The sequence below is a fragment of the Bacillus yapensis genome (assembly GCF_005280205.1).
Taxonomy (GTDB): domain Bacteria; phylum Bacillota; class Bacilli; order Bacillales; family Cytobacillaceae; genus Robertmurraya; species Robertmurraya yapensis.
In genome coordinates this window covers 23,079-49,810 of sequence record NZ_SUND01000025.1, presented here as the reverse complement: position 1 = coordinate 49,810, position 26,732 = coordinate 23,079, and the positions used below count along the sequence as shown (strand labels likewise).

The 26,732-nt window shown below is 34.6% G+C and carries 19 protein-coding genes; 17 read left to right on the top strand and 2 right to left on the bottom strand.

Annotated features, from left to right (window positions below; all coding sequences use genetic code 11):
* The first annotated feature begins 782 nt into the window (after positions 1–782).
* From FAR12_RS21780 to FAR12_RS21760, 5 genes are all read left to right on the top strand, one after another.
* Positions 783–1,580 carry a hypothetical protein gene (locus FAR12_RS21780; protein WP_185819435.1) on the top strand — a complete coding sequence of 266 codons (798 nt, stop codon included), beginning with the start codon at positions 783–785 and terminating at the stop codon, positions 1,578–1,580.
* A gap of 506 nt (positions 1,581–2,086) precedes the next feature.
* On the top strand, positions 2,087–2,935 hold the full coding sequence (locus tag FAR12_RS21775) for a bacteriochlorophyll 4-vinyl reductase (protein WP_126410868.1): 849 nt from the start codon (positions 2,087–2,089) through the stop codon (positions 2,933–2,935).
* Positions 2,936–3,536: 601 nt separating this feature from the next.
* A complete protein-coding gene (locus tag FAR12_RS21770) occupies positions 3,537–4,931 on the top strand; it encodes a PDDEXK family nuclease (protein WP_126410867.1) in 1,395 nt (464 codons plus the stop codon).
* A gap of 247 nt (positions 4,932–5,178) precedes the next feature.
* On the top strand, positions 5,179–5,478 hold the full coding sequence (locus FAR12_RS21765; protein ID WP_126410866.1) for a hypothetical protein: 300 nt from the start codon (positions 5,179–5,181) through the stop codon (positions 5,476–5,478).
* 116 nt (positions 5,479–5,594) lie between these two features.
* Entirely contained in the window at positions 5,595–5,864 is a 270-nt protein-coding gene (locus FAR12_RS21760) for a DUF7662 domain-containing protein (protein ID WP_126410865.1), read from the top strand.
* A gap of 389 nt (positions 5,865–6,253) precedes the next feature.
* Here the strand turns inward: FAR12_RS21760 and FAR12_RS21755 are convergent, their stop codons facing one another.
* The gene (locus FAR12_RS21755; RefSeq protein ID WP_126410864.1) at positions 6,254–6,715 is read right to left on the bottom strand and encodes a helix-turn-helix domain-containing protein; all 462 of its coding nucleotides are present in this window, start codon (positions 6,713–6,715) and stop codon (positions 6,254–6,256) included.
* A gap of 251 nt (positions 6,716–6,966) precedes the next feature.
* Here FAR12_RS21755 and FAR12_RS21750 point away from each other — a divergent pair, with 251 nt between their 5' ends.
* Together FAR12_RS21750 and FAR12_RS21745 are read left to right on the top strand one after the other, a co-directional pair.
* Entirely contained in the window at positions 6,967–7,713 is a 747-nt protein-coding gene (locus tag FAR12_RS21750; protein ID WP_126410863.1) for a DUF1385 domain-containing protein, read from the top strand.
* Position 7,714: 1 nt separating this feature from the next.
* Positions 7,715–7,981: a hypothetical protein gene (locus FAR12_RS21745; RefSeq protein ID WP_170972292.1), complete on the top strand. Its 267-nt coding sequence runs from the start codon at positions 7,715–7,717 to the stop codon at positions 7,979–7,981.
* 81 nt (positions 7,982–8,062) lie between these two features.
* Here the strand turns inward: FAR12_RS21745 and FAR12_RS21740 are convergent, their stop codons facing one another.
* The gene (locus tag FAR12_RS21740; RefSeq protein WP_126410861.1) at positions 8,063–8,587 is read right to left on the bottom strand and encodes a hypothetical protein; all 525 of its coding nucleotides are present in this window, start codon (positions 8,585–8,587) and stop codon (positions 8,063–8,065) included.
* Positions 8,588–8,772: 185 nt separating this feature from the next.
* Here FAR12_RS21740 and FAR12_RS21735 point away from each other — a divergent pair, with 185 nt between their 5' ends.
* The 10 genes from FAR12_RS21735 to FAR12_RS21690 all read left to right on the top strand — a co-directional run bounded on the left by FAR12_RS21735 (position 8,773) and on the right by FAR12_RS21690 (position 26,730).
* On the top strand, positions 8,773–9,057 hold the full coding sequence (locus FAR12_RS21735) for a response regulator (protein ID WP_126410860.1): 285 nt from the start codon (positions 8,773–8,775) through the stop codon (positions 9,055–9,057).
* A gap of 309 nt (positions 9,058–9,366) precedes the next feature.
* Positions 9,367–9,603: a TIGR04540 family protein gene (locus tag FAR12_RS21730; protein ID WP_246010473.1), complete on the top strand. Its 237-nt coding sequence runs from the start codon at positions 9,367–9,369 to the stop codon at positions 9,601–9,603.
* A 31-nt stretch (positions 9,604–9,634) separates the two neighbouring features.
* On the top strand, positions 9,635–10,231 hold the full coding sequence (locus tag FAR12_RS21725; RefSeq protein WP_126410858.1) for a DUF1819 family protein: 597 nt from the start codon (positions 9,635–9,637) through the stop codon (positions 10,229–10,231).
* An 11-nt stretch (positions 10,232–10,242) separates the two neighbouring features.
* Positions 10,243–10,809: a DUF1788 domain-containing protein gene (locus tag FAR12_RS21720; RefSeq protein ID WP_126410857.1), complete on the top strand. Its 567-nt coding sequence runs from the start codon at positions 10,243–10,245 to the stop codon at positions 10,807–10,809.
* 20 nt (positions 10,810–10,829) lie between these two features.
* Entirely contained in the window at positions 10,830–14,414 is a 3,585-nt protein-coding gene (gene brxC / locus FAR12_RS21715; protein WP_126410856.1) for a BREX system P-loop protein BrxC, read from the top strand.
* Positions 14,415–14,428: 14 nt separating this feature from the next.
* A complete protein-coding gene (gene pglX / locus FAR12_RS21710; protein WP_126410855.1) occupies positions 14,429–17,923 on the top strand; it encodes a BREX-1 system adenine-specific DNA-methyltransferase PglX in 3,495 nt (1,164 codons plus the stop codon).
* A 78-nt stretch (positions 17,924–18,001) separates the two neighbouring features.
* The gene (gene pglZ, locus FAR12_RS21705; protein ID WP_126410854.1) at positions 18,002–20,560 is read left to right on the top strand and encodes a BREX-1 system phosphatase PglZ type A; all 2,559 of its coding nucleotides are present in this window, start codon (positions 18,002–18,004) and stop codon (positions 20,558–20,560) included.
* Between the two features lie 18 nt (positions 20,561–20,578).
* Entirely contained in the window at positions 20,579–22,636 is a 2,058-nt protein-coding gene (gene brxL / locus FAR12_RS21700; protein ID WP_126410853.1) for a protease Lon-related BREX system protein BrxL, read from the top strand.
* Positions 22,637–24,035: 1,399 nt separating this feature from the next.
* Positions 24,036–24,782: a helix-turn-helix domain-containing protein gene (locus tag FAR12_RS21695; RefSeq protein ID WP_126410852.1), complete on the top strand. Its 747-nt coding sequence runs from the start codon at positions 24,036–24,038 to the stop codon at positions 24,780–24,782.
* A 94-nt stretch (positions 24,783–24,876) separates the two neighbouring features.
* Positions 24,877–26,730 (top strand): DNA primase family protein, encoded by a 1,854-nt coding sequence (locus tag FAR12_RS21690; RefSeq protein WP_126410851.1) that lies wholly within the window; start codon positions 24,877–24,879, stop codon positions 26,728–26,730.
* Positions 26,731–26,732: the final 2 nt, after the last annotated feature.

The window sequence follows — 26,732 nt, the reverse complement described above, 5'->3', positions numbered from 1 at the left end:
CTATGTAACATAATGGAATGAAGAAAAAAGGCGAGATAAGAGGGTGGGGCTTAGAACCGCAAGGGTTTGAGGGGAGTGGGAGGGAGAGGGGTGGAAATACCAACATTTTAGCAGTTGAATATAGTAGAAGGAAGAAAAAGATGAGAAAAGGGAAAAGTCATTTTGCCAAATAGTTTTTCTAAATAGAGATGGTTAAGTTGCCCAATAATATATTTATTAATAAAGGGTGGTTTGATGTACTTACAAGAACTTATTGAAAAAGTTCACTTAAAGTAACGGGCAGTTTTGTTGAAGAAACATTCAGAAAATGGTAGAATAAGGTATTCATTCTTTTTAACAGGCTCCCCCGCTTGTTCAGACGGCACAGGTTCCGTGCTCAGTTGAGCAACTCTCAACAATAAAAGATAAAGGGGTGGTTATTATGAAAGAACTGTTTACAAGCCTTAAAGGGATACAAATCGTACTGCAAGCAATTACTTTATGTGTAAGTTTTCTAGTCTTTAGTAATGACGTCGTTGAGAGGTCTGTTAAAAAGAATGAATCATTTAAAAAAGGATCGTCTAAGACGGTCTTTTTTTGAAACGATTTATAATTTCTTTCTAAAAAACAATGGTTATTGTACCTATTTGAGAGGGTAATATCTTCATGTGGGACACTTTTTGACTATTTTTTGTTCTAGGATAAGAAGAAATGAGGAAGGTTTTATGGGTAAGTGTGCATTATGTCAGGAAGAAAGGGAACTAGAAAAAAGCCATATTATCCCAAAATTTGTTTTTAGGTCAATGAAGAGGAATTCGCCAACAGGGAATATGCGAATGGCATCGCAACCAAACAGGGTAATTCAGGACGGTGACAAACAGGCGATGCTATGTGGTGTCTGTGAAGATAGATTCAGTCCAAATGAAACAATCTTTGCTAATAAAGTTTATCATCCCTATCATTCGGACAATCTCCAAGTGGTGGAATATGAACAATGGCTCAATTACTTCATTACATCCGTCAGTTGGCGAAGCCTTTATCTTGATATCGTAGAATTTGTGCGTGACCAAAATATTGATATTATAGATTTAGATACTTTAATTGAAGCGGAAAAAATCATGCGTGAATTCCTTCTTGGAGAACGAAAAGACCTTGGTCACATTGAAAATCATATATTCTTTTTTGGCCCAATTAAGGAAGCGTCTGGGGATACCAGGGAGTTTGATTTACATACTGCCATCGGGGGAAGTGTTGTGGGCTATACTTATATTAGCCATGACCCCGACTCTTCATATGTATTTTTAAATCTTCAGGGAATATTAATTGTCACCATCTTAAAAAAGGCTGTTGAAGAGGTTTGGGAAAATACTTTAGTAGAGGAAAAAGGATTCTTTAATATGGGGGAGCCAAAACATGCTGTATCTTCACCAGTGTTTAATGAGCTTTTCGCTGTGGCTAAGGACCTTAGAGAATCGAGAGAGAAAATTTCAGAAAGCCAAAAAGAAAAAATTGTGGAAGCTATAAGGAAAAACCCGGAACGATTTTTAAAAAGTAAAGCATATCAGCGACTTAAAGACGATGAACGAATTAGAAAAAGGTAATTGCTAACTAAGGTCAAAGTTTTTAAAATTTAATATTGGTCATGTGGTAGTAGTGAGCTATGACTTATGCCCCTGTTACTTTCTACTTCCCCACGCTAAAAGGTTGTTCCCACTGTCACATAGTCGGTACCCAACCAGTAAGGAATCACGGAACAGCAGCACACAAATGAGCTATGTATGGAACCATTATTCAATCATTAATCAAACGTTTGTTTAAAACCAACATCAATAAAAATTCGGGCTGGATCTTGTAGTAGGTTCAGTCTTTTTTTTTGTTTCAAAAGACAAATAACGTTACTAAAAATAATGTTTCCAATCCGAAGGTTCTTTCCAGTTTTGTCTGGCTAGTCTTCGTGATAAAATTGCAGAGTATGAAAAATTGAGAGAAAAACTCCAGAACAAATGACTATAAGGTGCTGTCTAGTTTACAAGCACTAATCTTTAAATTACGAAAAGAATGTATCATAAATATTAAAACGTCGCTAATATGAAAGAGGGTTCATGGCATGACTAATAATGGAGATTCCACAAATGTTGAATTAATTATAGCAAACGCATTAAAGATGCCGGGTGTTAAAGTAAATAGAAAAGAATTTTTGGTAAAAACATTCGGTGATAAATTAAGCTCGGATAAAATCCCTATCTTGATTGATAAAGGACCACAAGAAGTAGGGATCGGTACTGACAAAATTAACAGAATGGCAAAATCCCTCGTAAATAAAAGAACGTTACAAAGTTCTGGTACATCGTTTGCGGCTGGTCTACCTGGTGGGTGGGCTATGGCTGCCACAATACCTGCCGACACTCTGCAATTTTTCGGAGTAGCTTTACGTTTATCACAAGAACTAGCTTATATGTTTGGATACAGGGACTTTTGGGATGATGATGAACTAGACTTGGAGCGAGTGAGAAGTGAATTAATTTTATTCCTTGGTGTTATGTTTGGTGTAGGTGGTGCTGCCTCGACCTTAAAAGTGGTTTCTTCCAAAATGGCACAACAGGCATTAAAAAAGCTACCTCAAAAAGCATTAACTAAAACCTTCTACTATCCTATTGTTAAGAAAATAGCAACTCTTATTGGGGTTAAGATGACAAAAGATACATTTGCAAAAGGGGTCTCTAAAGTAATTCCTGTTGTTGGAGGGGTAGTTTCTGGTGGTCTAACTTATACATCAATGACTAAAATGGGAAACCGTTTAAGAAATACAATGTATGATTCTTTAAACTACACAACACAAGAATTTCAAAAGGACATGGATGAAATCAAGAGAGAAATGCCAGACATCATTGACATAGAATTTGAAGAAATAGAAGATCAGTATAATAACGATCAAGATAAAGATAAAGATCAATAAGAGTAACACCAACTATCCAAAATTAACGATTCTTAAATAAAATTAAAGTTCCAAATCCGAAGGTTTCTCCGGTATTTTTTCCGGTTGGCCTTCGGATTTTTTTATGATAATTTCTGCAGGAATCCAATTGTGATCCACCCCCACATTACAATTAAAAATCAAAACAAGTCTAATAGGGTTTACCTTTACTCTGTGTTCTCCCAATCCTTGCCTTTGTATCAGTTCAGGCTGTCCCCTGTTCTTTTCCAGTTGTGTTTCTTACAGAATAGATAAGGCTACCTTCCAGCATTTTTTTAACTCTTTTAGGCTGAAAGACAATCCGAATTTTATTTAAGATTTACCAAAAAGAATCCTATTATTTGTCAAGATTAAAGCAAAAGTCGTTAATCTTATGTGTTGCTCTGAGAATTATCTCCCCCATGCTAATTTGGCGAATTACATGGTATAGTTCCTTGCATAGTCATTAGTCCTATATTGACAGGCAAAAAAATTTTACCATTGACTATAGTATATATCCTTGGAGTTTGGGGTAAAATGTATAATTTGTATTTAAAAGGAGATGCTTTTTCTATAGATAATTAGAAAAGGGAGTCATACAGGTATGAAAGTTCCAAAGGTAACTAAAGAGATTTTCATAGAGCGTCTTGCAGAAAAGACCAGAGATGATATTGAGTTGAAGGGGGATTTTCATGGCTATAATAAAGAAGTTACACTTTTTCATACTACCTGTAAAAGGGAGTTTTCTGTTACTGCAAGAGCCTTTTTACAATTACCAAACTGTCGATTATGTTCCAATGAAGCCTTTACAAAAGCTAGGCAGGAAAAGAATAAGCGTGAATTCTATCGGAAATTTTCAATGAAGCCATATAGTATGGAGTATACCTTTCTGTCAGATTACCAGAAAAGTAATAAGAAAATCAAAGTTCAACATAAAATTTGTGGAAAACCATTTTTTATGACACCGAATAAGCTAGTGAATGGGCAACAATGTTCTAACAAGGAGTGCGTAGGTAAAAGAATAAGAGAAGGTAAGATGAAGTCAATAGAACAATTTGATAAGGAATTAATTATAAAATGGAATGGAGAGTTCATCGCAGTCGGTGAATATCGTGGCAGTAAAGAAAAAGTTAATGTTTTTCATAAGAGGTGTGGAAAGATTATAGATGCCTATCCAAATAATTTGTTGAAGGGTCACGATTGCAAAGTTTGTACGAATAATTACAAGCGAAGTACGCTACAGTTTGAACGAGAATTACAGGAGGTACATGGTAGTGAGTATAGTGTGATGGGAACTTACAAAAGTAGGCATGATCCAATTCTTATAAAACATAATAAATGTAACACCGTTGACTTTGGAACACCTAATAGTTTGTTAAGAGGACATAGCTGTGCTTTTTGTTGGGGGAATAAAAAACTATCAACAACTCAATTCAGTGAAAGGTTAAAAGAGGCTGACCTAGATCAATATATTTTACTAACTCAATATCAAAACATGAAAACCCCGGTATTTGTATTTAACTCTAAATGCGGACATAAAAATTGGGCTTATCCAGAGGTACTGTTACGGGGAAGTGGATGCCCTTTTTGTAATATGAGCCATGGTGAAGAAAGGATTGCAAGTTTCCTTCAAAAAAATAATTTAGAGTACGAGTTTCAGTATACATTTGAAGACTGTAGGCATAAAAATTTGCTCAGGTTCGATTTCGCAGTTTTTGATAAATCGCAGGAAATTAGACTACTTATAGAGTTTGATGGAGAGTTTCATTATTTCCCCATTTTTGGAGTGGAGGGGCTTCAATATATAAAAAATAACGATACAATAAAGGATTTGTACTGTAAAGATAAGAAGATACCCCTTTTACGAATTGCATACTATGATATTAAAAACATAGAGGAGATATTAAGTGATGTATTATTTAAAGTGAATGGAAAAATGATTGATAAAGGAAAGGTAGGAACGTCTCTAAGCAATAAGGGTGGTGCAGAGGAACAATAGATAGACTTAATACCTTTATGTGGTTTTCCAATCATCAATCAATATAAATTTTGGCTGAATCTATTATGAGTTCAGGCCTTTTATTTGTTCATTATCCTCCTTACCTTGTTGCAACTGCGGTTTGATCTTGAGGAATCAAACATGGTGTTTAGCTATGAAATTGCTAAATCCGGCTGCAAAAAAATAGTATATACTTATTACAGATAACACAATAATCTAAAATCTAAATGGATAGGGAGAGGATTATATGAGAGAAAAAGAGTTTGAAAAATTCCTTGTTAATGACGGTAAGATTGAAAGCAAGGATAAAGCTGTTCGTTCCAGACTAAGCAAAGCAAGAAAAGTGGAAGATGAATTTCACGTAAATCTGGAAGAAATAGTAAGAGATGATGAGAAAATGTATAATACGTTGAAGCGAATTAAAAGCGAATTAATTGACTCAAATGGTTCTATTCAAAATGCTTTACGAAAGTATTATATCTTTGTTAATAAAAGGGGATTTTCAACGTTAAATCAATATGAAAAGAGGCATTCTATTTTCAAGTGATGTAAAATAATCATTTACCTCTGAACACAATAACTAACTCACAATTCTTTCATTACTTACGCATATTGGATTTTTGTGCTACCATACATTCAATAAACTTGAAAGAAGGGATTGCAATGAGTATATCCTCTGACTATTATCCTCTTAGTCAACACTTAAACATGCTGGTGGAAAAAGGGGTTACACAGACCACACTTACTTTTAAGGAGATTGAAGATGTATTAAAAAGGGATTTACCACCAACTGCTAGAAAGAATCCAACATGGTGGTCAAATTCACGAACGGAAAAATATAGACAGTGTGCTTCTTGGCTAGATTATGGTTGGGAGAAAAAGAAAGTGGATTTAAAAGGTGAAAAAATAGAGTTCCAATACATATCTAAATAAAAAATTCAGCTTATCGCATACAGAATTAACCAATTCTTCAATATTCCCCAACCCTTGTTTCAAGAGGATAGGAAAATTTAAAAGGTTCTATTCTAGTGAGGAAACAAACTAAATAGAGAAATGGCAATTCATATTTTTCTAAGTAAAATGTGTTAACACTCAACAATTATTTAAATGTAAGGTTGATTAGGCAATTTCAACATTTACTTTCTATGAACCTTTGTTATATCAATGTTTATTTTACGAAGTGTTAACACTTTTTAAACCTCTGAAAAGTGTTGAGTATACTGTAGCATCGCAAAGCCATTCAGTAGATTTAGCTCAGTGTGGCTTACTTAGTAATAATTGAAAATAGGATGAATTGAATTTCCCTTGGACTAACAATTTATTTAATCCTCAATTTCTACTTCCCAATCCTCAATATAGTCCGATCCAAGTAGTTTTTTGATTTCTTCTTCTGTTGAATCTTTATCTCTTTTAGATTTAAGGTAATCAAACTCTTCTTTTGGTACTAAGTATTCTCCTTCCATTTGCTTTCCAGAAAGGTACCCTTGTTTAATCCAACTTATCACTTTTTCTAATGTAACCTCATAAAAATCAGCTATTACTTTTGCAGGAATATGAGGTACATCAGATTCATCCCTGCCGCCACGATTTTTTCTTTCAATATGCTGCAAGATTTTCTCAGCTTTTTCGTCCTGTTTTCTTGTGGTAGTAAAAATAAACTCCGGAATCAGCCATTCACCATTTTCATTTTGATAAGCACCCTGGAACCTTCCTTTTTCACACATGTTTTGTACTGTTTGACGATCTAACCCTAGTTTCTTGCATACCTCAACAAGTGAATACATAACATCGCCCTCTTTCTAATTAGTAAAAGTTTATCCCAATACGTATCTTGATTATCGCACTTCCTAAAGTTATAATACAAATTAATAAAATTTAGAGCAGGGAAAATGATGATAAAAAAAATTATGATCAAAATAAAATTTAATATATTAAATAGCTCGTATTCCAGATAAGGGGGAATACGGGCTTTTTTATTTTCCTTTGACTTTAGTCATTAGTAAAAATCAAGTTTTAGCAAGAGGGGGGAGAAAGATTGAGTGGAAAAAGAAGAGTGAAAGTATTAGGAGGAAGGGCTGGATATAACTATGTTAGTTTTACCGGGGAAAAATATCAGGCTTTATCTCAACTCAAGAATGGGAAAATCACAACAGAAACGAAAGTGAATAGGGAAGATAAGAAAATAACAATTATTCTATCAAACATACCTTTTGTTCGTTCTTTTTCAATGGTATTTGAACTATTAATTGAACACTGGAGGAGGTTTATAGTAGCGGCAATTGTCTTGATTTTGATGGAGCTCTTATTCATTGGAAGATCCAATTCAATTTTTTTATATACAATACCCATTAACAACCTAGAGATGTTGTTGGGACTTTTAGTTATTGCAGGTCTAATCATAAAAATAAGTCCCATTGGAAAATATCATGGAGCTGAGCATATGACTGTCTCAACTTATGAGAGTGGCCTAAATTTAACTTTAGAAAACGTTAGAAGGCAACCGAGGGTCCATAAGGACTGCGGTACAAGTTTGGCTGTCAGTATCGTTCTATGTTTCTCCATCCTATCTCTAATACTTGATGATTCTGTTTATGTTTTTCTTTTAGCCTGGTCTATTGGATATGAGTTGTGGAGGGGGGAGCCAAAAGTAATTTGGAGTTTAATATTGGTAATTGGGAAGGTTACGCAATATCTTCTTTTTACATCAAAGCCTCAAAACAGGCATTTAATTGTAGCTATAGAGGCACTGAAAAGATTAGAAGAGAAAGAATTGGAAAATTAACGTGAGGAGAACAGAGGAGGTAATCGAAGAAATGAAAATCAAAAAAGACATAATTAAAAGAGAATCCCCGGATTTTTGGAAATGGGCTGGAACGAGTATTTCCTCCCTAATTTGTAGTGAAACGCTTATTGATGAATTTATAGAGAGTGAGAAACAAAAGATTGAAAAGGCCGAGAGAGAATTATTGGATATACATGTATTTAATTATGAGGATGGAGGTTATCCCATGGTAAATATAAGTTTCTTAACGAGGCCCAAACAAAGCTGAAAATGGTTGGGATAAATATAGACAGAGTGAAATAATTGATTTGTTACATGAGTGGTAAAAAGGTAATTGAAACCCCTGATACTAATTCTCAGGGGTCTTTTTAGGTTGATAGGCTTTGATAAAATCAAGAAGGCACTTACTGTAGATTTCTCTAAGGCGGATGTGTGAGAATCTACTAGAATACAAGTCATAGAAAGACTTGAAAATGTCCTCGTTTACCTGAATCGTTCTAGTGATACTTGTGCTGCTAGAGTCATATATTTCTGGCTCTAAAACCAATTGAGTTTCATTTGCATGCAAAAGCCCCTTTAACTCTTCGAGATGTTCAGCAACAAACTGCAATGTTTCCTCCATTTTGTTCTCGTCAGACCCTGATTGGAGATATTTCTTGTACTCCTCTATTGGCATAATTCGATCATATTGTTTGCTAGTTTTGTTGTACTGATAAGATGAGTTATCTCTCATGACTTTTGAGAAAGTAGATTCAGACAACCCTAATTTAGAAGCCGTATTTTTTAAATGGCAATCTTCCTCTTCTTTAAGCATTTTATTGACTAATTCCACTTTTTCTAGTGCGGATAAACTCATAAATTCTTGTGTATCCATAATGATTCCCCCTTTAATTTTTTCTTTTTATATAGTAGATAACTAATAAAGAAATATTCCAATATAGTAGGGAAACTTGGATTGAGATAGGAGTAATAAGAGAACCCCATACTGCTTAGTATATAAGGTCTTATGACAAATCAGGAACTGGTCAAGCATCAGTGAATTAATAGGAGGAAACTAAAATGGAACAACAAGGAAATCAGCATGTTCTTGATATGATTGAAAATCACTTCGGCGAATTAGTTGAGCAATTAAAGAATCAAAGAGGATATAGTTTGAAGGATATTTCTGATAGGACCAACCTCTCGCCAAGTTTCATTTTCAGGCTTATAAAAGGATACCGTGGCTGTGAGATGACAACCCGTCTAAATATCCTAATAAATGGATTTGGATTAGAGGAAGTAGCCGAGGAATACATGAAGCAGGTTTTAAAAGATAAAGAATCTCTAAAAAAGATTACAGGATGAGTAATTGAAAGTATTGCTACTGATTTTATTTTCAGTAGCTTTTTTTTGTGAGGGATTCCTGTTGTTAAATACAGAAATTAGAGGGAGACACTCATAGTTATCACATTGGAACCGTTTTGAGTACATAATACGGTACTTATATATTGAAGTTAGCTTTTAGAAACGTTTATAGACCGTATTTAGGCCTAGCTGAGCACAATATGGAGAATGAAACAAGAAAATGGGTAATAATCAATGGTTGGAATTGAGTTCCAATTGAAATAAGACTAAAATAATAAGTAAGTAAGAAAATTGCAAGAGGTGAATTCTGTGGAACTAAAAATGTTTTATCGTACACAGAGAGATTTGGCTGTTGATTTGAACAAGCTAGTGGATTCCTATTGGCAGGAAGAGATAAAAGAGAATGAGCTAATAGATGGAATTAAAAACTTATATGAACATAATCAAGAAAAACTAATAAAAGAGAATGAGTTCACAAAGGTCGTTCAGCAGCAATGCGGTAAAAGGCGTTTAGCTGTGGTAGGAAAGATATTGAAAATAAAGTAGGAAAATAGTCTTGTTTGAAAGGTTTGATTGCATGACAATGGAATTAGAATATTCTTCAAGTTTGAATGGGGCATCGTTTTTACTTTTTGAGTTAAAACAGGTTATAAAGTTGAAGCAACAAGGCTTAGCCAAAGATGAGATAAGAAAAAAAGTAAAGGAAGAAAATCTGTTTCAATTTAATAATCAAGGGAGAATCAATAGAGCACTACCTTCCATTATGAAAAGGGCGGAAGCTATTGATGATACTCTTGTTTCTTTAATGTTAGAAGGTTCCATTGAAGCGGGAAAAGCCCTTAACCTGTATGCCATTATGAAGACTGATTTGTTATTTTTTGAATTCATGGATGAGGTAATAGGGGAAAAGCTACATAATAATGACTATCTAATAGAAAAGAAGGACATCAATCTCTTCTTCACCTCTAAGGCGGAGCAAAGTGAAAAGGTAGCTAGTTGGAGCGACATTAATGTAGAGAAGTTAAAAAGAGCTTACATGCAAGTATTGTATGAAAGCGGAATGTTAAGAAACAGAAAAGGTAAAGAGTTAGACAGGCTAATTATTGATGAACAGATAAAAAATCATCTCACTCAAATTGGTGATGCTCGTTATATACGTGCAATGGGTGAGTAGGGGGTGAATATGTGGCAAATTTGAATGCAAAACTGGATCAGATTATACCGAAAATTAAAGAGGATAAGTTCATAGAGGGACGTGGCCTTGGCAATGAAATTAGCTTTTACGTATTTGACTATGAGCCACAAGATGAACTTGTGGTAAGGGATTATATTAAGCATATTAAGAAAGAATTTGGTTATGAAGGATCGAACCGGAGAATTATTGAGTTTGATTTATATAAGATGCTGCTAGAAATTACAAAAGATAAAAGGATCTTCGAACGAATTTTTGAAATGGAAGAACGTCAAGGAAAAGATCAATTGTTTAAAGCAATGACGACATTTGCAAAGCCAGAAGTGTTTCTAAGAAAAATTAAAGAACAAATGGATGATTATAATGTGGTGTTCCTCACTGGAATAGGTAAGGTTTATCCATTTGTTCGTTCCCACAACATTTTAAATAACTTACAAGAGGTGTTGGACAATGTTCCCGTTATCATGTTTTTCCCTGGAAAATATGATGGGCAATCATTACAATTGTTTGGAAAATTTAAGGATGATAATTATTACCGGGCGTTTCGATTAGTCGATTAAAAGTGATAGGGGGAATTTAGATGATTATTAAAGATATGTTTCAAAAAGACATTGAACGTGATATTCGTGGAGTCATTAAAGTAGCTCAACAAGATGAAGATAATATTTATCAGGAATTGGATGAGTATGTTGTTACCCGTGAGCTACAAAAACACCTTTCTAAGTTTTATGAGAATTATCAAAAAGGGATTAATGGTGTAACGGATAAGATGGGTGTTTGGATTTCTGGATTTTTTGGTTCCGGTAAATCACACTTTCTGAAGATACTTGCTTACTTACTTGAAAACAAGAAGGTAAAAGGTAAACAAGCGATTGATTTCTTCCAAGATAAAGTACAAGACCCTCTTGTATATGCGAATATGCAAAGAACGGCTGATGTGGAAACAGAGGTTATTCTGTTCAACATAGATTCGAAAGGTTCACTAGATAACAAATCAAAGGAAGATGCCATTCTCCGTGTCTTCATGAAGGTATTTTATGAGCATCGTGGCTATTACGGAGATATACCCGGTGTGGCCGAAATGGAGAAGTACCTGGATAAACAGGGAGTCTATGAGGCGTTTAAAGCGGAATTTAAGTCATTAGCTGGTGAAGCGTGGGAAGAACGTCGTAATAGTTTTTACTTTGATGCGGACTTTGTTATTGGTGCCCTAACGAAAGTAACCGATATGACGGAAGAATCTGCTCGAAATTGGTTTGAAAATGGTGTGAATAATTTCGAAATCAGTATTGAAAAGTTTGCGAAAGACGTAAATGAGTACATCAATAGTAAGGGGAAAAACTTCCACCTTATCTTTCTCGTGGATGAGATTGGTCAATACATTGGTGATAACCGCAGTTTAATGTTGAACTTGCAGACAGTGGCTGAAGATCTTGGAACCCATTGTAAAGGTAAGGTTTGGATTATGGTTACTTCCCAAGAGAGTATTGATAGCATTATTAAAGTTAAAGGGGACGACTTCTCACGTATTCAAGGGCGATTCGATACAAGACTATCTCTATCATCCATCTCGGTTGATGAAGTTATCAAAAAACGTATCCTATTGAAAAAGGACTTTGCTAATGACAAATTGAAGGTTCTTTATCCTGAAAAAAGTGCTATTTTAAAGAACTTAATTAGTTTCCGAGAAAGCACAGCGGATTTACGTGGGTTTGACAATGAACAGGAATTTGCAGATGTGTATCCTTTCATGCCTTATCAATTTAAGTTGTTACAAAACGTTTTTGAGCAAGTAAGAAAACATGGCTCTTCTGGTAAGCATTTATCTGAAGGGGAACGCTCCATGTTATCGGCATTTAAAGAAGCTGGTCTTCAATATAAGAATGCTGAAGAAGGTACACTTATACCTTTTTATGCCTTCTATGACACGATAAAGGAATTTTTGAATCCATCCATTTCAAGAGTTATTGAAGGTGCCTATGAAAATCCAGCCCTAAAAGATGATGATTTTAACATTAATCTGTTAAAGGTTCTATTCATGATTAAATATGTAAAAGAACTACCAGCAAATCTCGATAATATTGCTACTTTAATGGTTACTCATATTGATGAGGATAAGTTACAGCTTAAAGAGAGAATTAAAGTTTCTTTACGTAAGCTAATTTCCCAAACGCTGGTACAGAAAAATGGGGATAATTTTATCTTTTTAACAGATGACGAGCAAGACATTAATAGAGAAATCAAATCCCTAAATATAGATGAGGACATTGTTAAGCGGGAGTTAGCAAACTACATTTTCCAAGACCTATATGATGAAAAGCGGTTCCGTTACAACAGTGAATACTCATTTACCTACAATCAGAAAATGGATGAGAAAAATTATGGAAATCAGACATCTAATATAGGTATGCAACTTCTTTCTCCATTATCAGATCATTACCAGAAATCCGACCAGGAGTTAATGATGATGACTTCGGGTAACGGGGAAATGATCATTAAACTTGGTGGTAATGAGGCCTATATTGAGGAAATTGGTGAAGCATTACGGATTGAGGAATTCCGTAAGAAAACGAATATTACACAACTTCCTGAAAATATCCAAAATATCTTAAATAATAAACAAGCAGAAGTTCGTGAACGTAGAAGAAGGGTTCGTGAGCTTTTGGAGGATGCGATTAAGGACTGTGCTTTCTTTATCAATGGGGATAAAGTTGATATTAAGGGGTCAACTGTTCGTGAGAAAATAAATGCTGCCTTTACAATGTTAGTCGATAATGTCTACACAAAACTAAGTTATGTAAAGGAACACTTAGATAATGAACGGGCTTTAATTTCAATCCTTGCTACAAATGATGAACAATTGTCATTTGAAGAAACTTTGAAAGTAAATCCAAATGACTTGGCTAAGCGGGAAGTGTCTGAATTTATTAGCTTACAAGACGACTTGAAAAAGCAGGTACGTATTAAGATATTATTCGATCGTTTCGGAGACAAGCCATATGGTTGGAAAATGCTTGATATAGCAGGAATGATTGCACATTTATTAAAAGAACAACGTATTCGAATTCGGTATAATGCAGAATACTTGGAACCTGAAGATAATGTTAATACACTTGTAACGATTTTTACTAAGACACAGGAAGCCGACAAAGCCATTGTGTTGAAGAGGGTAAAAGTTGACGAAAAACTAATTAAAACAGCTAAAAGTATTTGTAAAGATGTTTTCAATAAAACAGATTTAGCTGATGATGAAGATGGACTATTGAAGGACATTCGACTACTTGTTGAAAAACAGATAGACGAAATCAAGGGGTACAAAGCCCGTTATGAGGGTAGAAAGTATCCTGGTATGAGCTTACTTGACAAAGGCTTAGAATACTTTGAGCAGTTCCACAGTGGCTTAGACAATGTATCTTATTTCAATAAGTTGAAGGAGTTAGAAGATGACTTACTTGATTGGGAAGAGGACATCGTCTATGTCAAAAGTTTCTTCGGTACTGATCAGAAGAAAATCTTTGATGATGGATTGGCAGCCATACGAAAATATGATGAAAGTAAATCCTATTTGGTGGGTGCAGAGGTAGAAGGAGTTATTAATAAGCTCCAGTCCATACTTCAGGATCCTTTACCTTACAAAAAGATAAAGGACATTCCTGAGCTTATTCATGCAATGGATGAACAAATTAATAATGTCCTTAATGAGAAGAGAGAAAATGCTCATAAAAAACTAAAAGATGATAGTGATTACTTATCGTTATTGACATCACAATATGGTGTATCCAATGAAACGAAAGAACGAGTAAGTCGTTACTATCAAGAACTTAATGCTAATGTAGATACATTTACAGATATTTATAAAGTTGACGCAACAGTTTCTCAAAGCACCAGCTTCAAGGAAAAAATGGAGGGGCATATCGAGCGGGAAATTACCGAATGGAGACGTAAAAAGGAAGAAGAACAAAGAAAACGTCCTGATGGTGAAGTAGTTGATCCTCCTGTATCGCCTGTTAAGCCGACCGTTCAAAAGCAACCAGTAAAGGTAACAAAGCTGGTCAATGTTAAAACATTAACTACTGAAGATGATGTTGATAAGTATATCAACGCCCTTTCAACAAAGTTAAAACAGATTATAAAAGAAAATAAACAAATTGAGTTTGTAGAGTAATTGAGGTGAATGGAATGAATAAATCTGCACTCAAGACTTTTGCTACGAATGCACGAAGAGAGCTATTGAAAAAGGTCGAAGCAAGAGCAATGAAGATAGGAATTACAGAAGATAACATAAAAAAAGCAGACATTGAAAGCTCAGATGCCATCTTTATAGATGGCAGACAGCTTTCAAAGGAAGAAAAGATTCAAAGAGATAGGTTGATTGATCGCATTGGTCAAATTGGATTCAAGCGAGTAATGGAGGAAGTTGCTTATACTTGGTTTAACCGTTTCACGGCTTTACGCTTTATGGAGGTAAATGACTACTTACCAACAAAGGTAAGGGTACTTTCTTCTAGTAATGCTGGTAGTACAGAGCCAGACATGATGAAAGAAGCACTATCGTTAGATTTGGATTTGGACAAGGAATATATTTATGCTCTGAAAATGAATAATAATTCAGAGGAACTATTCAAATACCTTATTATCAAGCATTGTAATGACTTGAACCGATACATGCCTTTCATGTTTGAAACAATTGATGACTATACAGAAATTCTATTTCCAGAAGGTTTGCTTGCAACCGATTCTTTCGTTAGGCAGATGACAAATACAGAAATTATACCGGAAGATAATTGGTCCAAGGTTGAAGTCATTGGTTGGTTGTATCAATATTATATCGCAGAGGAGAAAGATAGGGTAATTAAGGCAAAGAAGAAATATAAAACCGAGGAAATACCTTTTGCAACCCAGCTTTTTACACCTAACTGGATAGTACGTTATATGGTTCAAAATTCATTAGGTCGTTATTGGATTGAATCTCACCCTGAACATAGGGATCTGTTAGAGGATTGGGAATTCTATCTGGAAAACGCTAATCCAGGACTAGATGTTGATGATAACTTGGCTCCTTTCATCAATAAAGAGTTAAAAGTAGAAGAAATCAAATGTTTTGATCCATCCATGGGGAGTGGGCATATTCTTGTATACATGTTTGATGTATTTTATGAAATATACAGTAAAAGTGGATATATTGAAAGAGAAATACCGAGGTTAATTATTGAGAATAATCTATATGGATTGGATATAGATGATAGGGCTTATCAACTTGCCTGTTTTTCTGTTGTAATGAAAGCATTGCAATATAATAGACGATTTTTAAGAAGTATTGAAAGAGATGGTTTAATACTAAATTTGGCTTCAATTCAAGAAACCAATATTCTAACGAATGAAGACATTGCTTATATAGCTGGGGAAAATATTGGAAAGAGATATGATGATACCAAAGAATTTATTAAACAGTTTATAGATGGTAAAACGATTGGTTCCTTAGTAAATGTAGACCATTTTCCGCAAGACTTTCTATACGAAAGGTTAACATTTATTCAAAACAATCCAGCGAGTGATCTCTTTGAAGAAGGATTGAGAGAAAAAGCATTATTATTGTTACCAAATTTGATAAAGCAAGCGAAATTGTTATATCAAAAATATACTTGTACCATCACAAATCCGCCTTACATTGGATATAAATTCCTTAATGAAAAATTGAAGAAATTTATTGATGAAAATTACCCTAATTATGGAACAGATTTGTTCAGTGTCTTTATTAAATTTGTTCAAAGTTGTACTGAAGATAATGGTCAAATTGGATTAGTTACTCCTTATGCGTGGATGTTTATAAAAAACTATGAAATATTAAGAACTGACTTGATTAGAGATAGAACCATTAGTTCATTGATTCAATTAGAACCAAATGCTTTTGAGACTGCTGCAGTTCCAGTTTGTACTTTTACTCTAAGAAATTATAGTGTGAATGTGCCTGGGGAATATATAAGATTACTTGATTTTAAAGGCATAAATATTCAAGAAATTAAGGTGAAGGAAGCTATTCAAAATTCCGATGTAAGCTATAGATATACTGTTAGCGACAAGGTATTTGTGGAGATTCCCGGAAAAAGGTTTGCTTATTGGATTTCAAAAAGATTTAGAAGACTATTTATTGAAAGTGAAATATTGGATACTGTGATTGAAATTTCGGGTTCCCAGAACATAACTGGAAATAACAAAAAGTATTTAAGGAACTTTTGGGAAGTGGAGCTCCAAAAAATAAAGGAAAAAAGATGGAGTTTATATTCAAAAGGTGGAGATTACAGAAAGTGGTTTGGAAATATAGAACTTGTAGTGGATTGGTCAGAAGCTGGTAGAGCTTTTTATAAAAATAATCCAACTTCAAATTTATTAGATAAACAATACTGGCATAGGGAAGGCATTACGTATAATGGTGTATCATTGAGAGGTTTTACTGTCAGGTGGGTTAGTAATGTTATTTATGATAAAGGTGGACCTACCCTACATGTAAATGATGAGGAATTGCAATATTATATTCTGGCACTATTGAATACGAAAATAGCTTCAACTGTTATTAGTATTTTTAACCCTACTCCTAATACGCAAGTTAACGACATAAAATATATTCCTTTTATTCCTACAGAGGACAAGGATCTTAAAAGTAGAATAGTTAGCTTGGCAAAGGATTCAATCAAAATAGCCAAAAAGGATTGGGATGAATTTGAAAACTCTATCGACTTTGAGGTCTCACCTTTGCTTAAATATAAAACTGAAACAGGATTAATAAAGGATTCTTTTGATGAATGGAAAGCTGTCAAAAAACAAGATTTTCTCCAATTGAAGGAAAATGAGGAATCGTTGAATAAGCTATTTATTGACATTTATAATTTAAGTGAGGATTTCACTCCAGATGTGGATGATGAGGACATAATTCTTCATACGCCCGATTTGGAAAGGGATATTAGAAATTTCATATCATATGCTGTAGGTTGTATTTTAGGTCGTTATTCAATTGATATTCCTGGCGTAGTGTATGCTGGTGGACAGTTTGATCTTAGTAAATATAAAAGTTTCCCTGTAAGCAATGATGGAATTTTGCCGGTATTCCAAGATGATCATCTTGACAATGATATAGTTACACGTTTTGTGGAGTTTGTTAGGATTACTTTTGGTGAAAGTAATTTAAACGAAAACTTAGATTTTATTACAAATGCTTTAGGAAGAACGGAAAGGGAAACACCTAAAGAAAGACTTGGGAAGTATTTTACTACAGAGTTCTATAATGACCATATGGGCATATTCAATACAAGAGGAAGAAGAACCCCGATATACTGGCTTTTTTCTTCAGGAAGACAGAAAGCATTTAACAGTTTAGTCTATATTCACCGGTATGATAAAACAACTCTATCAAGAATGAGAACTGATTATCTGCATGAATACCAAATAAGACTGGAAGCTGAAAGAAAAAACCATTTAAATGTGATTGAAGGAGACTCGACTGCAAAAGAAATTAGTAATGCTAAAAAAGAGTTAAAGGTATTGGATAAGAAGATTGAGGAGTTAAAAGAATATGATGAAAAATTACATCATATGGCAGATATGCAGATAGAAATGGATTTAGATGAAGGAGTTATAGCGAATTATGAAATATTTAAAGGTCTCGTCGCAAAAATCTAATTAACTCTAACGAAGATACATCAGTGTTTTGCTGGTGTATCTTTGCACTATAAACTCAATAGAAAGTAGGTGAAGGGAATGAACATAAATCAAATTGAGGCTGCGTTATCAGATATATTCAAAGAGCCATTAAAAAATGGGGAAGAACGGAAGATTGTGTTCTGGGTGGACAAGGATAATGAATTCACAGAGGACATTGAACGTCTTTCCGTTGATAAAGTAAAGGTTCATACACTAACTGATCGTAATCAGTTTCAAACGAAATATTTACTTGAAGAAGAGGATCCTACCTCCCCCTACTTGATTTATACAAACTTGGAATTGGGTGTGGAAGACAACTGGTTAGCAGATACAGTTTTTTATTCAAAAACATTCTATGCAGATCGAATTTCACTTATTTTAAGTGAGTTGAATATAGACCCATCACTTCGGGCAGTAATCAAAAAGTATGAACGTTTCTTTAATAATAAGGAGCGTTTTAGAAAGTTTTCAGCATTAAATATAGAAACCTATTCAGAGGGGATCATTGAACTTTCTATTATGAGTGTTTTATGTAACGTTAGAACACCCGATTTTGAAGAGATTTTAAAGGCTGTATTAATGGACACTCTGGATAACAATGAGAATAAATACCTTTCCCTTCTGGAGAAGTTTTTTGATATTGAAGTGTTCTGGAATTATGTTTCTAATCACTATGGTTATGAACGGGAGAAGAAGAGTCTAAAAACATTATTCATCCATCTAGTAGTAACGGCATTCAGTCAATCGGTTGAAGAAGAAAATCTAAATGAGCTTAGTGATTTTATTTCCAATCGAAATAAGGCGAATGCAGTTGTGTTTATTGACCATTGGATGCACCATAAGACGGACTATGTGGTATTTGATGAATATGCGGAAATGGCTGAGCAGGAAATCCAACTTTCGAACATAATCAATAATTTGCCAATTGAAGCCTTTAAACAAGCGGATACTTTCCCATATCTCGACCGAGCAATCATCATTTACATAGCTAATGGATTGGTTACACAGCTTGAGGATTATGAAGAATACACGAAACTCATTAAATTGAGAAGAGCTAAGCATTACTATGATAATTTTTCTTCCATATATGAGGCACTATACTATACTGTGAAAATTCATGAGTTTTATAAAGAACATCGTCAAGGTATTCCACAAGGTCGTGCAATTGATTTGTATCAAGCGTATGTAAATGACTATCATTTAATGGATTCATATTACCGTAAGTTTTATGTGGCCTACGATGAAGAAAGTAATCATGATCTATTGAAAAAGTTAAAAATGCTGGTAGAAAATCTATATACAAACTGGTATATGGGTGAGTTAAGTTCTCATTGGTCCCAAGCGGTTGAGTCCGAAATGACACAGGACTGGTCATTACCCGGTATCAAAAATCAGCAAGACTTTTATTCTACTTTCATTGATTCTAAAGTTAGAAATGGGGAAAGAGTTTTTGTTATTGTTTCGGATGCGATGCGTTATGAAATAGGTGTCGAGCTGGCAGAACGTCTTAATACCGAGACAATGGGGGTTTGTGATGTAGAAACGTTACTCGGTGTTGTGCCTTCTATTACAAAACTAGGAATGCCTTCACTCCTTCCACATAAAGAAATAGACATAGATACAAATGCAAGGGTATTTGTTGATGGAAAAGATTCTTCTGGTTTGGAAAATCGGAAAAAGATTATTGAATCTAAAGTGACTGAAAGCATTGCTGTTCATTTTCAAGATGTATTAGCGATGAATAAAGCGGGACGAAGAGAAACCTTTAAGGGTAAAAAGCTCATATACATCTACCACGATACGATTGATGCAATGGGAGATAAGGCATCAACAGAAGTCTATACATTTAATGCAGTAGAAACTTCACTAAATCAATTGTATGACTTAGTTAAAATTATTCGGGATGATTTAAGCGGAACGAATGTGTATATTACGGCTGATCACGGTTTCTTATACCAAAGGGATGAATTAGAAGAAAGTGATAAGATTGGACAAGATTCAATAGATAATATTGAAGTTAAACGTCGCTATATACTTTCAAAAGAGCAGCGTGAAGTGTCAGGTCAATTGGCTATCAATCTGTCATCAGTAATAAGAAATGAGCAGCAATTAACAGCTTATTTGCCAAAGGCAACGCTCAGATACAAAATGCAAGGTTCAGGTATTAATTTTGTTCATGGTGGTGCAAGTCTGCAAGAAATTGTCGTCCCACTATTATCGTTTAAAAACAAACGTACTGGGCAAAAAGGTGCTAGGGCCATTAAAAAAGTAGATATTAAACTTACGAATACTACTCGTAAGATAACCAATAGCATTTTTAATCTTGAGTTTTTCCAAACCGAAAAGGTGGAAGACAAGACAACTCCTCGAACTGTTGTCATCTATATGGCTGATGAGGAAGGAAATATAATATCTAACGAGGAAACGATTATAGGAGACCGCCCATTTGATAATCCTGCTGATCGTACTTTCAAAATAAGGTTTGTATTGAAGAACATTCCTTATGATCGAAATAAAACGTATTACCTGACTATTAGGGATACAGAGACAAGTGTTGTAGTGGAGAAAATACCGTTTAACATCAACTTGGGCATTATCAGCGACTTCGATTTTTAAAAGGGAGGAGGACCGTGAGTGGAAGAAAGAGCAAATGAAGGATTAACTATTGATTTAGATAAAAAACTGAATGACGTTTTTGCTGGAAGAGTTGTACGTAAAGATTTAACCAATCTTATTAAAGAGGGAGCAAACGTCCCTATTTACGTACTCGAGTATTTACTAGGAATGTATGCTGCAACTGATGATGAGGACAGTATTCGTGAAGGACTAGAGCGAGTGAAAAAGATTCTTTCCGAAAATTTCGTTCGCCCTGATGAGGCAGAGAAGATTAAATCACGTATACGGGAATATGGTCAATACTCTGTTATTGATAAGGTAACAGTAGCGTTAAATCCAAAGATAGATACTTACGAAGCCGAGTTCTCAAACCTAGGATTAAAAGGCGTTCCTATATCATCCATTTATGTGAAAGAGTTTGATAAGCTCCTTGTCGGGGGTATATGGTGCATGGTAAAAATTGATTATTTTTATGATGAAGAGGTAAAGAACTCCAATCCTTTTAATGTTAGTAGCTTACAGCCGATTCAAATGCCAAATATGGACATAGCTGAGGTATTTGAAGGGAGAAAGAGCTTTACAAAAGACGAATGGATTGATGTATTAATACGCTCTATAGGAATGGAACCCACACAATTAGAAGAGCGGGTGAAGTGGCATTTGTTGCTACGTTTGGTTCCCCTTGTAGAAAACAACTACAATATGTGTGAACTCGGGCCACGAGGTACCGGTAAATCGCATGTCTATAAGGAACTATCACCGAATTCAATTCTCGTTTCAGGTGGACAATCAACCGTAGCAAATCTTTTCTATAATATGTCTACGAGAAAAGTAGGACTTGTAGGGATGTGGGATTGTGTTACCTTCGACGAAGTGGCTGGTATTCGTTTTAAGGATAAAGATGGCATTCAAATTATGAAAGACTACATGGCATCAGGTTCTTTTGCTAGAGGCAAAGAGGAGAAGAATGCCTCTGCTGCTATGGTATTTGTCGGCAACATCAATCAAAGTGTGGACACATTAATTAAAACATCACACTTGTTTGCACCATTCCCTGAAGAGATGGCAAATGACTCGGCATTCTTTGATCGGATGCACTATTATCTGCCTGGTTGGGAGATTCCAAAGATGCGACCAGATCTTATTACCGAAAAATATGGCTTTATAGTGGATTACATTGCAGAGTTTTTCCGTGAAATGCGGAAACGAACGTTCAGTGATGCTATTGATCGCTATTTTAAACTTGGGAACAACCTAAACCAACGTGATACAAATGCAATCAGAAAAACGGTTTCTGGTATGTTAAAGCTCCTTTATCCTCATGGGGAATTTACAAAGGAAGAAGTCAGTGAGGTATTGGAATACGCTCTTGAAGGTCGCCGTAGGGTTAAAGAACAGTTGAAGAAAATTGGTGGTATGGAGTTCTACGATGTAATGTTCTCATATATTGATAAGGAAACACTGGAAGAACATTATGTATCAGTCCCAGAGCAAGGTGGAGGCAAATTAATACCAGAAGGTATGGGCAAGCCAGGGCATGTTTATGTTGCGGGGCATGGTCATTCTGGCATGATTGGTATCTATAAGCTCGAAAATCAAGTTGTTAGTGGAACAGGTAAATTTGATAAATCAGGTGTTGGTTCCAACCGTGAAGCAAAAGAAAGCCTCGACACAGCATTTCGTTTCTTTACGGCTAATAGCAAAAGCATTAGTAATACCATTAGTACAAAAACAAAAGACTATCTCATGCACATAAGTGATTTACAAGGTATCGGTTTGACGGATGAACTGGCAGTTGCCGAATTAATTGGCCTTTGCTCGGGTGCATTAGGAAAGCCAACACAGGAAAGTTTAGTCGTCATAGGCAACATGACTGTCGGTGGCACTATTTCCAAAGTGGAGGAATTTGCAAATACTTTACAAGTATGCGTAGATGCAGGTGCTAAAAAAGTATTAATACCTGCAGCGTCAGTTATGGACTTGCAGACAGTTCCGCCAGATCTTTTGGTAAAAGTGCAGCCAGTGTTTTATTCTGATCCAATAGATGCTGTGTTTAAGGCTTTAGGGGTTAGCTAAATAGTATATCTATATAAGAAGGAGTCGGTTAACCCGATTCCTTTTTGTGCGTTTACAATCATTTTTAATGAGCATGTCTAATGGATAATTCTTAGAGGGCTCTATAATGGTAGCATCCACTGCATTTCTAGGTAGGCATTATCAACTTTGAGGAAAAGATTGCCCTTGACGGTAAAAACAAAATTATCTAGTTAAGAGGGGCTTTGTATTAACTGGAAATGCTTCATTCAACTGCATTTTTGGCTGATACGAGTGAAACGAGTGCTTTTTTCTATTTCCCTTTTTAACTCTTTTGAAGGTACTCTTTAAATATTTAATATTAGAGGATAATAGCAATTCTATATCCTACTGCATTGAATGAAGCATTTTATCCTTAATACGAGTAAAACGAGTGGTTCTTATACATTTTGACATTAGTAAAATTTATTAGATGGCGTAGGGAAAGAGAATATCATAAATAATAGCTTTTTATGTGAAATACCACTCGTTTCACTCGTATGCTTTGAAGTTAATAGGTATTTACTTAAATAGGATAAGCATTTCATATGGTAGAAGATTCACCTTGATGGTAAAAACAATATCATTAAGTGGGGCTGATGTTCCCATTAATTGATACGAGTAAAACGAGTAATTTATTTAATCATCTATTCTACTCTTTTTGAAAAGTTTTTTAAGGAATCCCATTTTGAAGGATGTAACCACAACGTTATTTTTGCATTGAATGAAGCATTTATGTCTTTTCGAGTAAAACGAGTGGATTAAATAAATATTAAGTAGATTTTTGATAGATAAATAGGGATCACTATAAAAAACCATGAAATTGATTGTAAATAACACCACTCGTTTCACTCGTTTGCCTTGATGTTATATCACATAAGCAAGCTAATACTCTCTTAAATAATGAAAAGACCGCTCTTTACGGTAAAAGACAAATACACAAAGTTTAGGTGGCAAATTGAAATATTAAGTGCTCCATTCAACAGGATCATGTAAATCAACAAGTAACGGTGTAGTAATAATTCTTATAAAGGTTCTTTTATTGTGGATGAAGTATTTGTATATGTACTCGTTTCACTCGAATACCCATATTAGGGATTTGGATTTTTAGAATGAATGTTGGGATAGATTATATAAGTTATACTCTTTCACTCGAAAAGCCTAGATAAAATATGTTTTTCAGGTACACATAGCCTTTTGTGAATGGAAATGTAGAGGTAGAACACAATAACATTGACTATAAACAATGGATTGGTGCATTATGTATTATGAAAGGTAAATCAAGTTACCTTCATTTTGATTTTGAAATAATAATCAAAAATTATATTGACTAAAGGCAATAGCGATGATAGAATTTAATCATAAGGTTGAAAGCAACATAACATTATAGGGAGGTGAGTCCTTGGAAAACGAAACTACATTTGATTTAGGTTCTCTTATGAAAAACGAAAGAGAGGCAAGGGGTTGGTCTTTTGCAAAATTCTCAGATGAAACAGAGAAGTATGGACATAGGTTAAGTGAATCGTACTTATATAGGCTTGAAAGTGGTAAAAAGAAAAATCCAACAACTCAGTCTTTAAAAGTGATAATGCAAACTTTAAACCTTTCGTTGGATGAAGTTCTAAAATGCCTAGGGATGGATGCTTTCCTAGATAAAGAAAATATGCAAACTGTGGAGCTGAATGAATTTGTTTTTCCTGAAGATTTGTTTCGGTTCAATGTGGTTAGACGAACGGATAATGGGAAAGAAACCATTACAAATGCCCAAAAAAGTTTGCTAAGAGAACTAATTGATGATTGGTATAGTATTACTGAACATGCCGATCCAACACGATTTAATGATACCTTTGAAAAGTATTGTTTACGATTAGGTGAGCTTTTAGAAAAGGAACGGAACCTAATTGAAATAAAAAAAGAAGATTTACAAATGACATTCAATGTTGACGTAATGCTCAATAAATATGGTATGAGTAAAAACGATATTCAATCTGAATTAAAGAAGTTAAATATAGTAGCACTTTATAATTCAAAGTCTTCCTCCATCCCATTGAATTTAATGGGTGATACATGGATGACGAACAAGGAAGATAATGAAATAGTAATAATTGATAAAATTTCTGAAATAGCAAACTCATATATAACTGATTAATATTTAGCGGGGGAAACACCCGCAAAAATATTACCTTTACATTGCCTAAAGGCAGTAAAGTGCAAAATACTTCAATTCAGAAAGGAAGATCAAGATGGAAGCAATAAAAAACAATTATCTTTACAACGGATTACCAAATGAAATTGGAGGGTTAAAACAATGGGCTTGTTTTAAAGTAATAGTAAAAGGAAAAAGGAAACGAATTGTTGCTTGGGATCCAATAAAGAACCAGGAGATTAAAGGCAACGATTTAAGTAAGTTAGTTTCTCTTGAACAGGCAATAAAACTGAGAGATGAATGCAGAATTGATGTAGACGGAATTGGTTTCGTGCCAAGCCCAAACGATGCCTATGTTGGAATTATAATTAAAGATGTAGAGAAGAGCAACCTCCTATCTGATGTTTTGGATTTGTTTCAAGGCTGCATTTATGCTGAATTTAATGATGGTATGTTGAATGCTGTCATAAAAACAGATAAAAAGGATGGCTCATTCTCTAAAGATGAAAATTTAGACTACATTGAGGAAAAAACAATTATTCCATTACATGGTAGACCTATAAAAAAGCCCAAAACTACTTTGAGTACCTCAAAAGGGATTTCATGGTTTAAGCGAATGTACCTAGAAACTAGGAACGAAGAAAAAACTGAAGAAAAGAAGAACTCTTTTCCGGAATACTATGTTGAAAAGAATGGTGAGCTAAAACTAAAACCCGATAGATTAGCATTTAAAATAATTGAAGATGAAGATTTGTTGTATGCCAATGATGCTGTATATCGTAGGGAAAAAGGAGGGATATACAAAGAAATGCAGAGTAAAGACAGACAAAAGATGATCAAGAACCGCCTTATACCAGGGGAGGCCCGATTTAGTCAGATTAAAGAAGTTGATTCTCTTATAGTACCTGAACTGGAAACAGATGAGGGCATCTTGGATCCAAATAGGAGTAAAGGAAAAATCAATTTTCAAAATGGAGTCTTGAAATTAGATACGTGTACCATAAGTGAATACCCAGAAACATATCGAACTGCTATCCAACTAAATGTGGCTTATGATCCGCATCAGGATTGTCCAAAGTTCAAGAAATTCCTTGAAGAAGTTTTAGATCCTGAAGACATCCTAACTATTCAGGAATTAAGTGGTTATCTATTAACTGCTGAAACACAAGCCCAAAAGGCATTTGTGTTAGTAGGACCTGGACAATCAGGAAAATCTACTTACATTTCAATGATGGAAGAAGTTATTGGATTGAATTTGGTAAGTAATGTATCGTTCCAGAATCTCTCTGATAAATTTTATCCTGCTGAATTAAAAGGAAAACTCCTAAACACTTTCTCCGATTTACCCCAAAAGGATATAGGTGATACAGGAATGTTCAAAAGTTTAGTTGCTGGTGATAGTACGGCAGTAAACAAGAAATATAAAAATCCTTTCACCTTAAACAACACAGCTCGTTTCCTGTTCTCATGCAATAAAATTCCCGCCAATTATGTTGACACATCCACAGGCTTTTACCGCAGACTGGTATTCATTCCATTTAACAAACCCGTATCCAATTTAAAAATAAATAGAAATTTGAAAGAGGAATTGCTAGAAGAAAAGGAAGGAATTGTACAGTGGGCACTAATCGGGCTGCAAAGATTGATGAAAAATGGTTACAGTTTTACAGAAAGTGCTAATGCTAAAAAACTGATGGATGATTACATGAAAAAAAATAACAGCACTCTTTGGTTCTGTAGTGAACATTTGAAATTGGATATTGCATCAAGCGTATCGGGGCAAAGGCTTTATGATGAATATAAAAAGGCTTGTTTAAATGCCAAAGTACGATCTGCTTCCCAACGAGAATTTTATTCACAAGTGGAAAGTCTATTTGAAGACGATGGTGTTTCAAAACATCAGGGATCACAAACTAGAGCTGTTGAGTTTGTTGGAATCAAATTAAAGTAAAA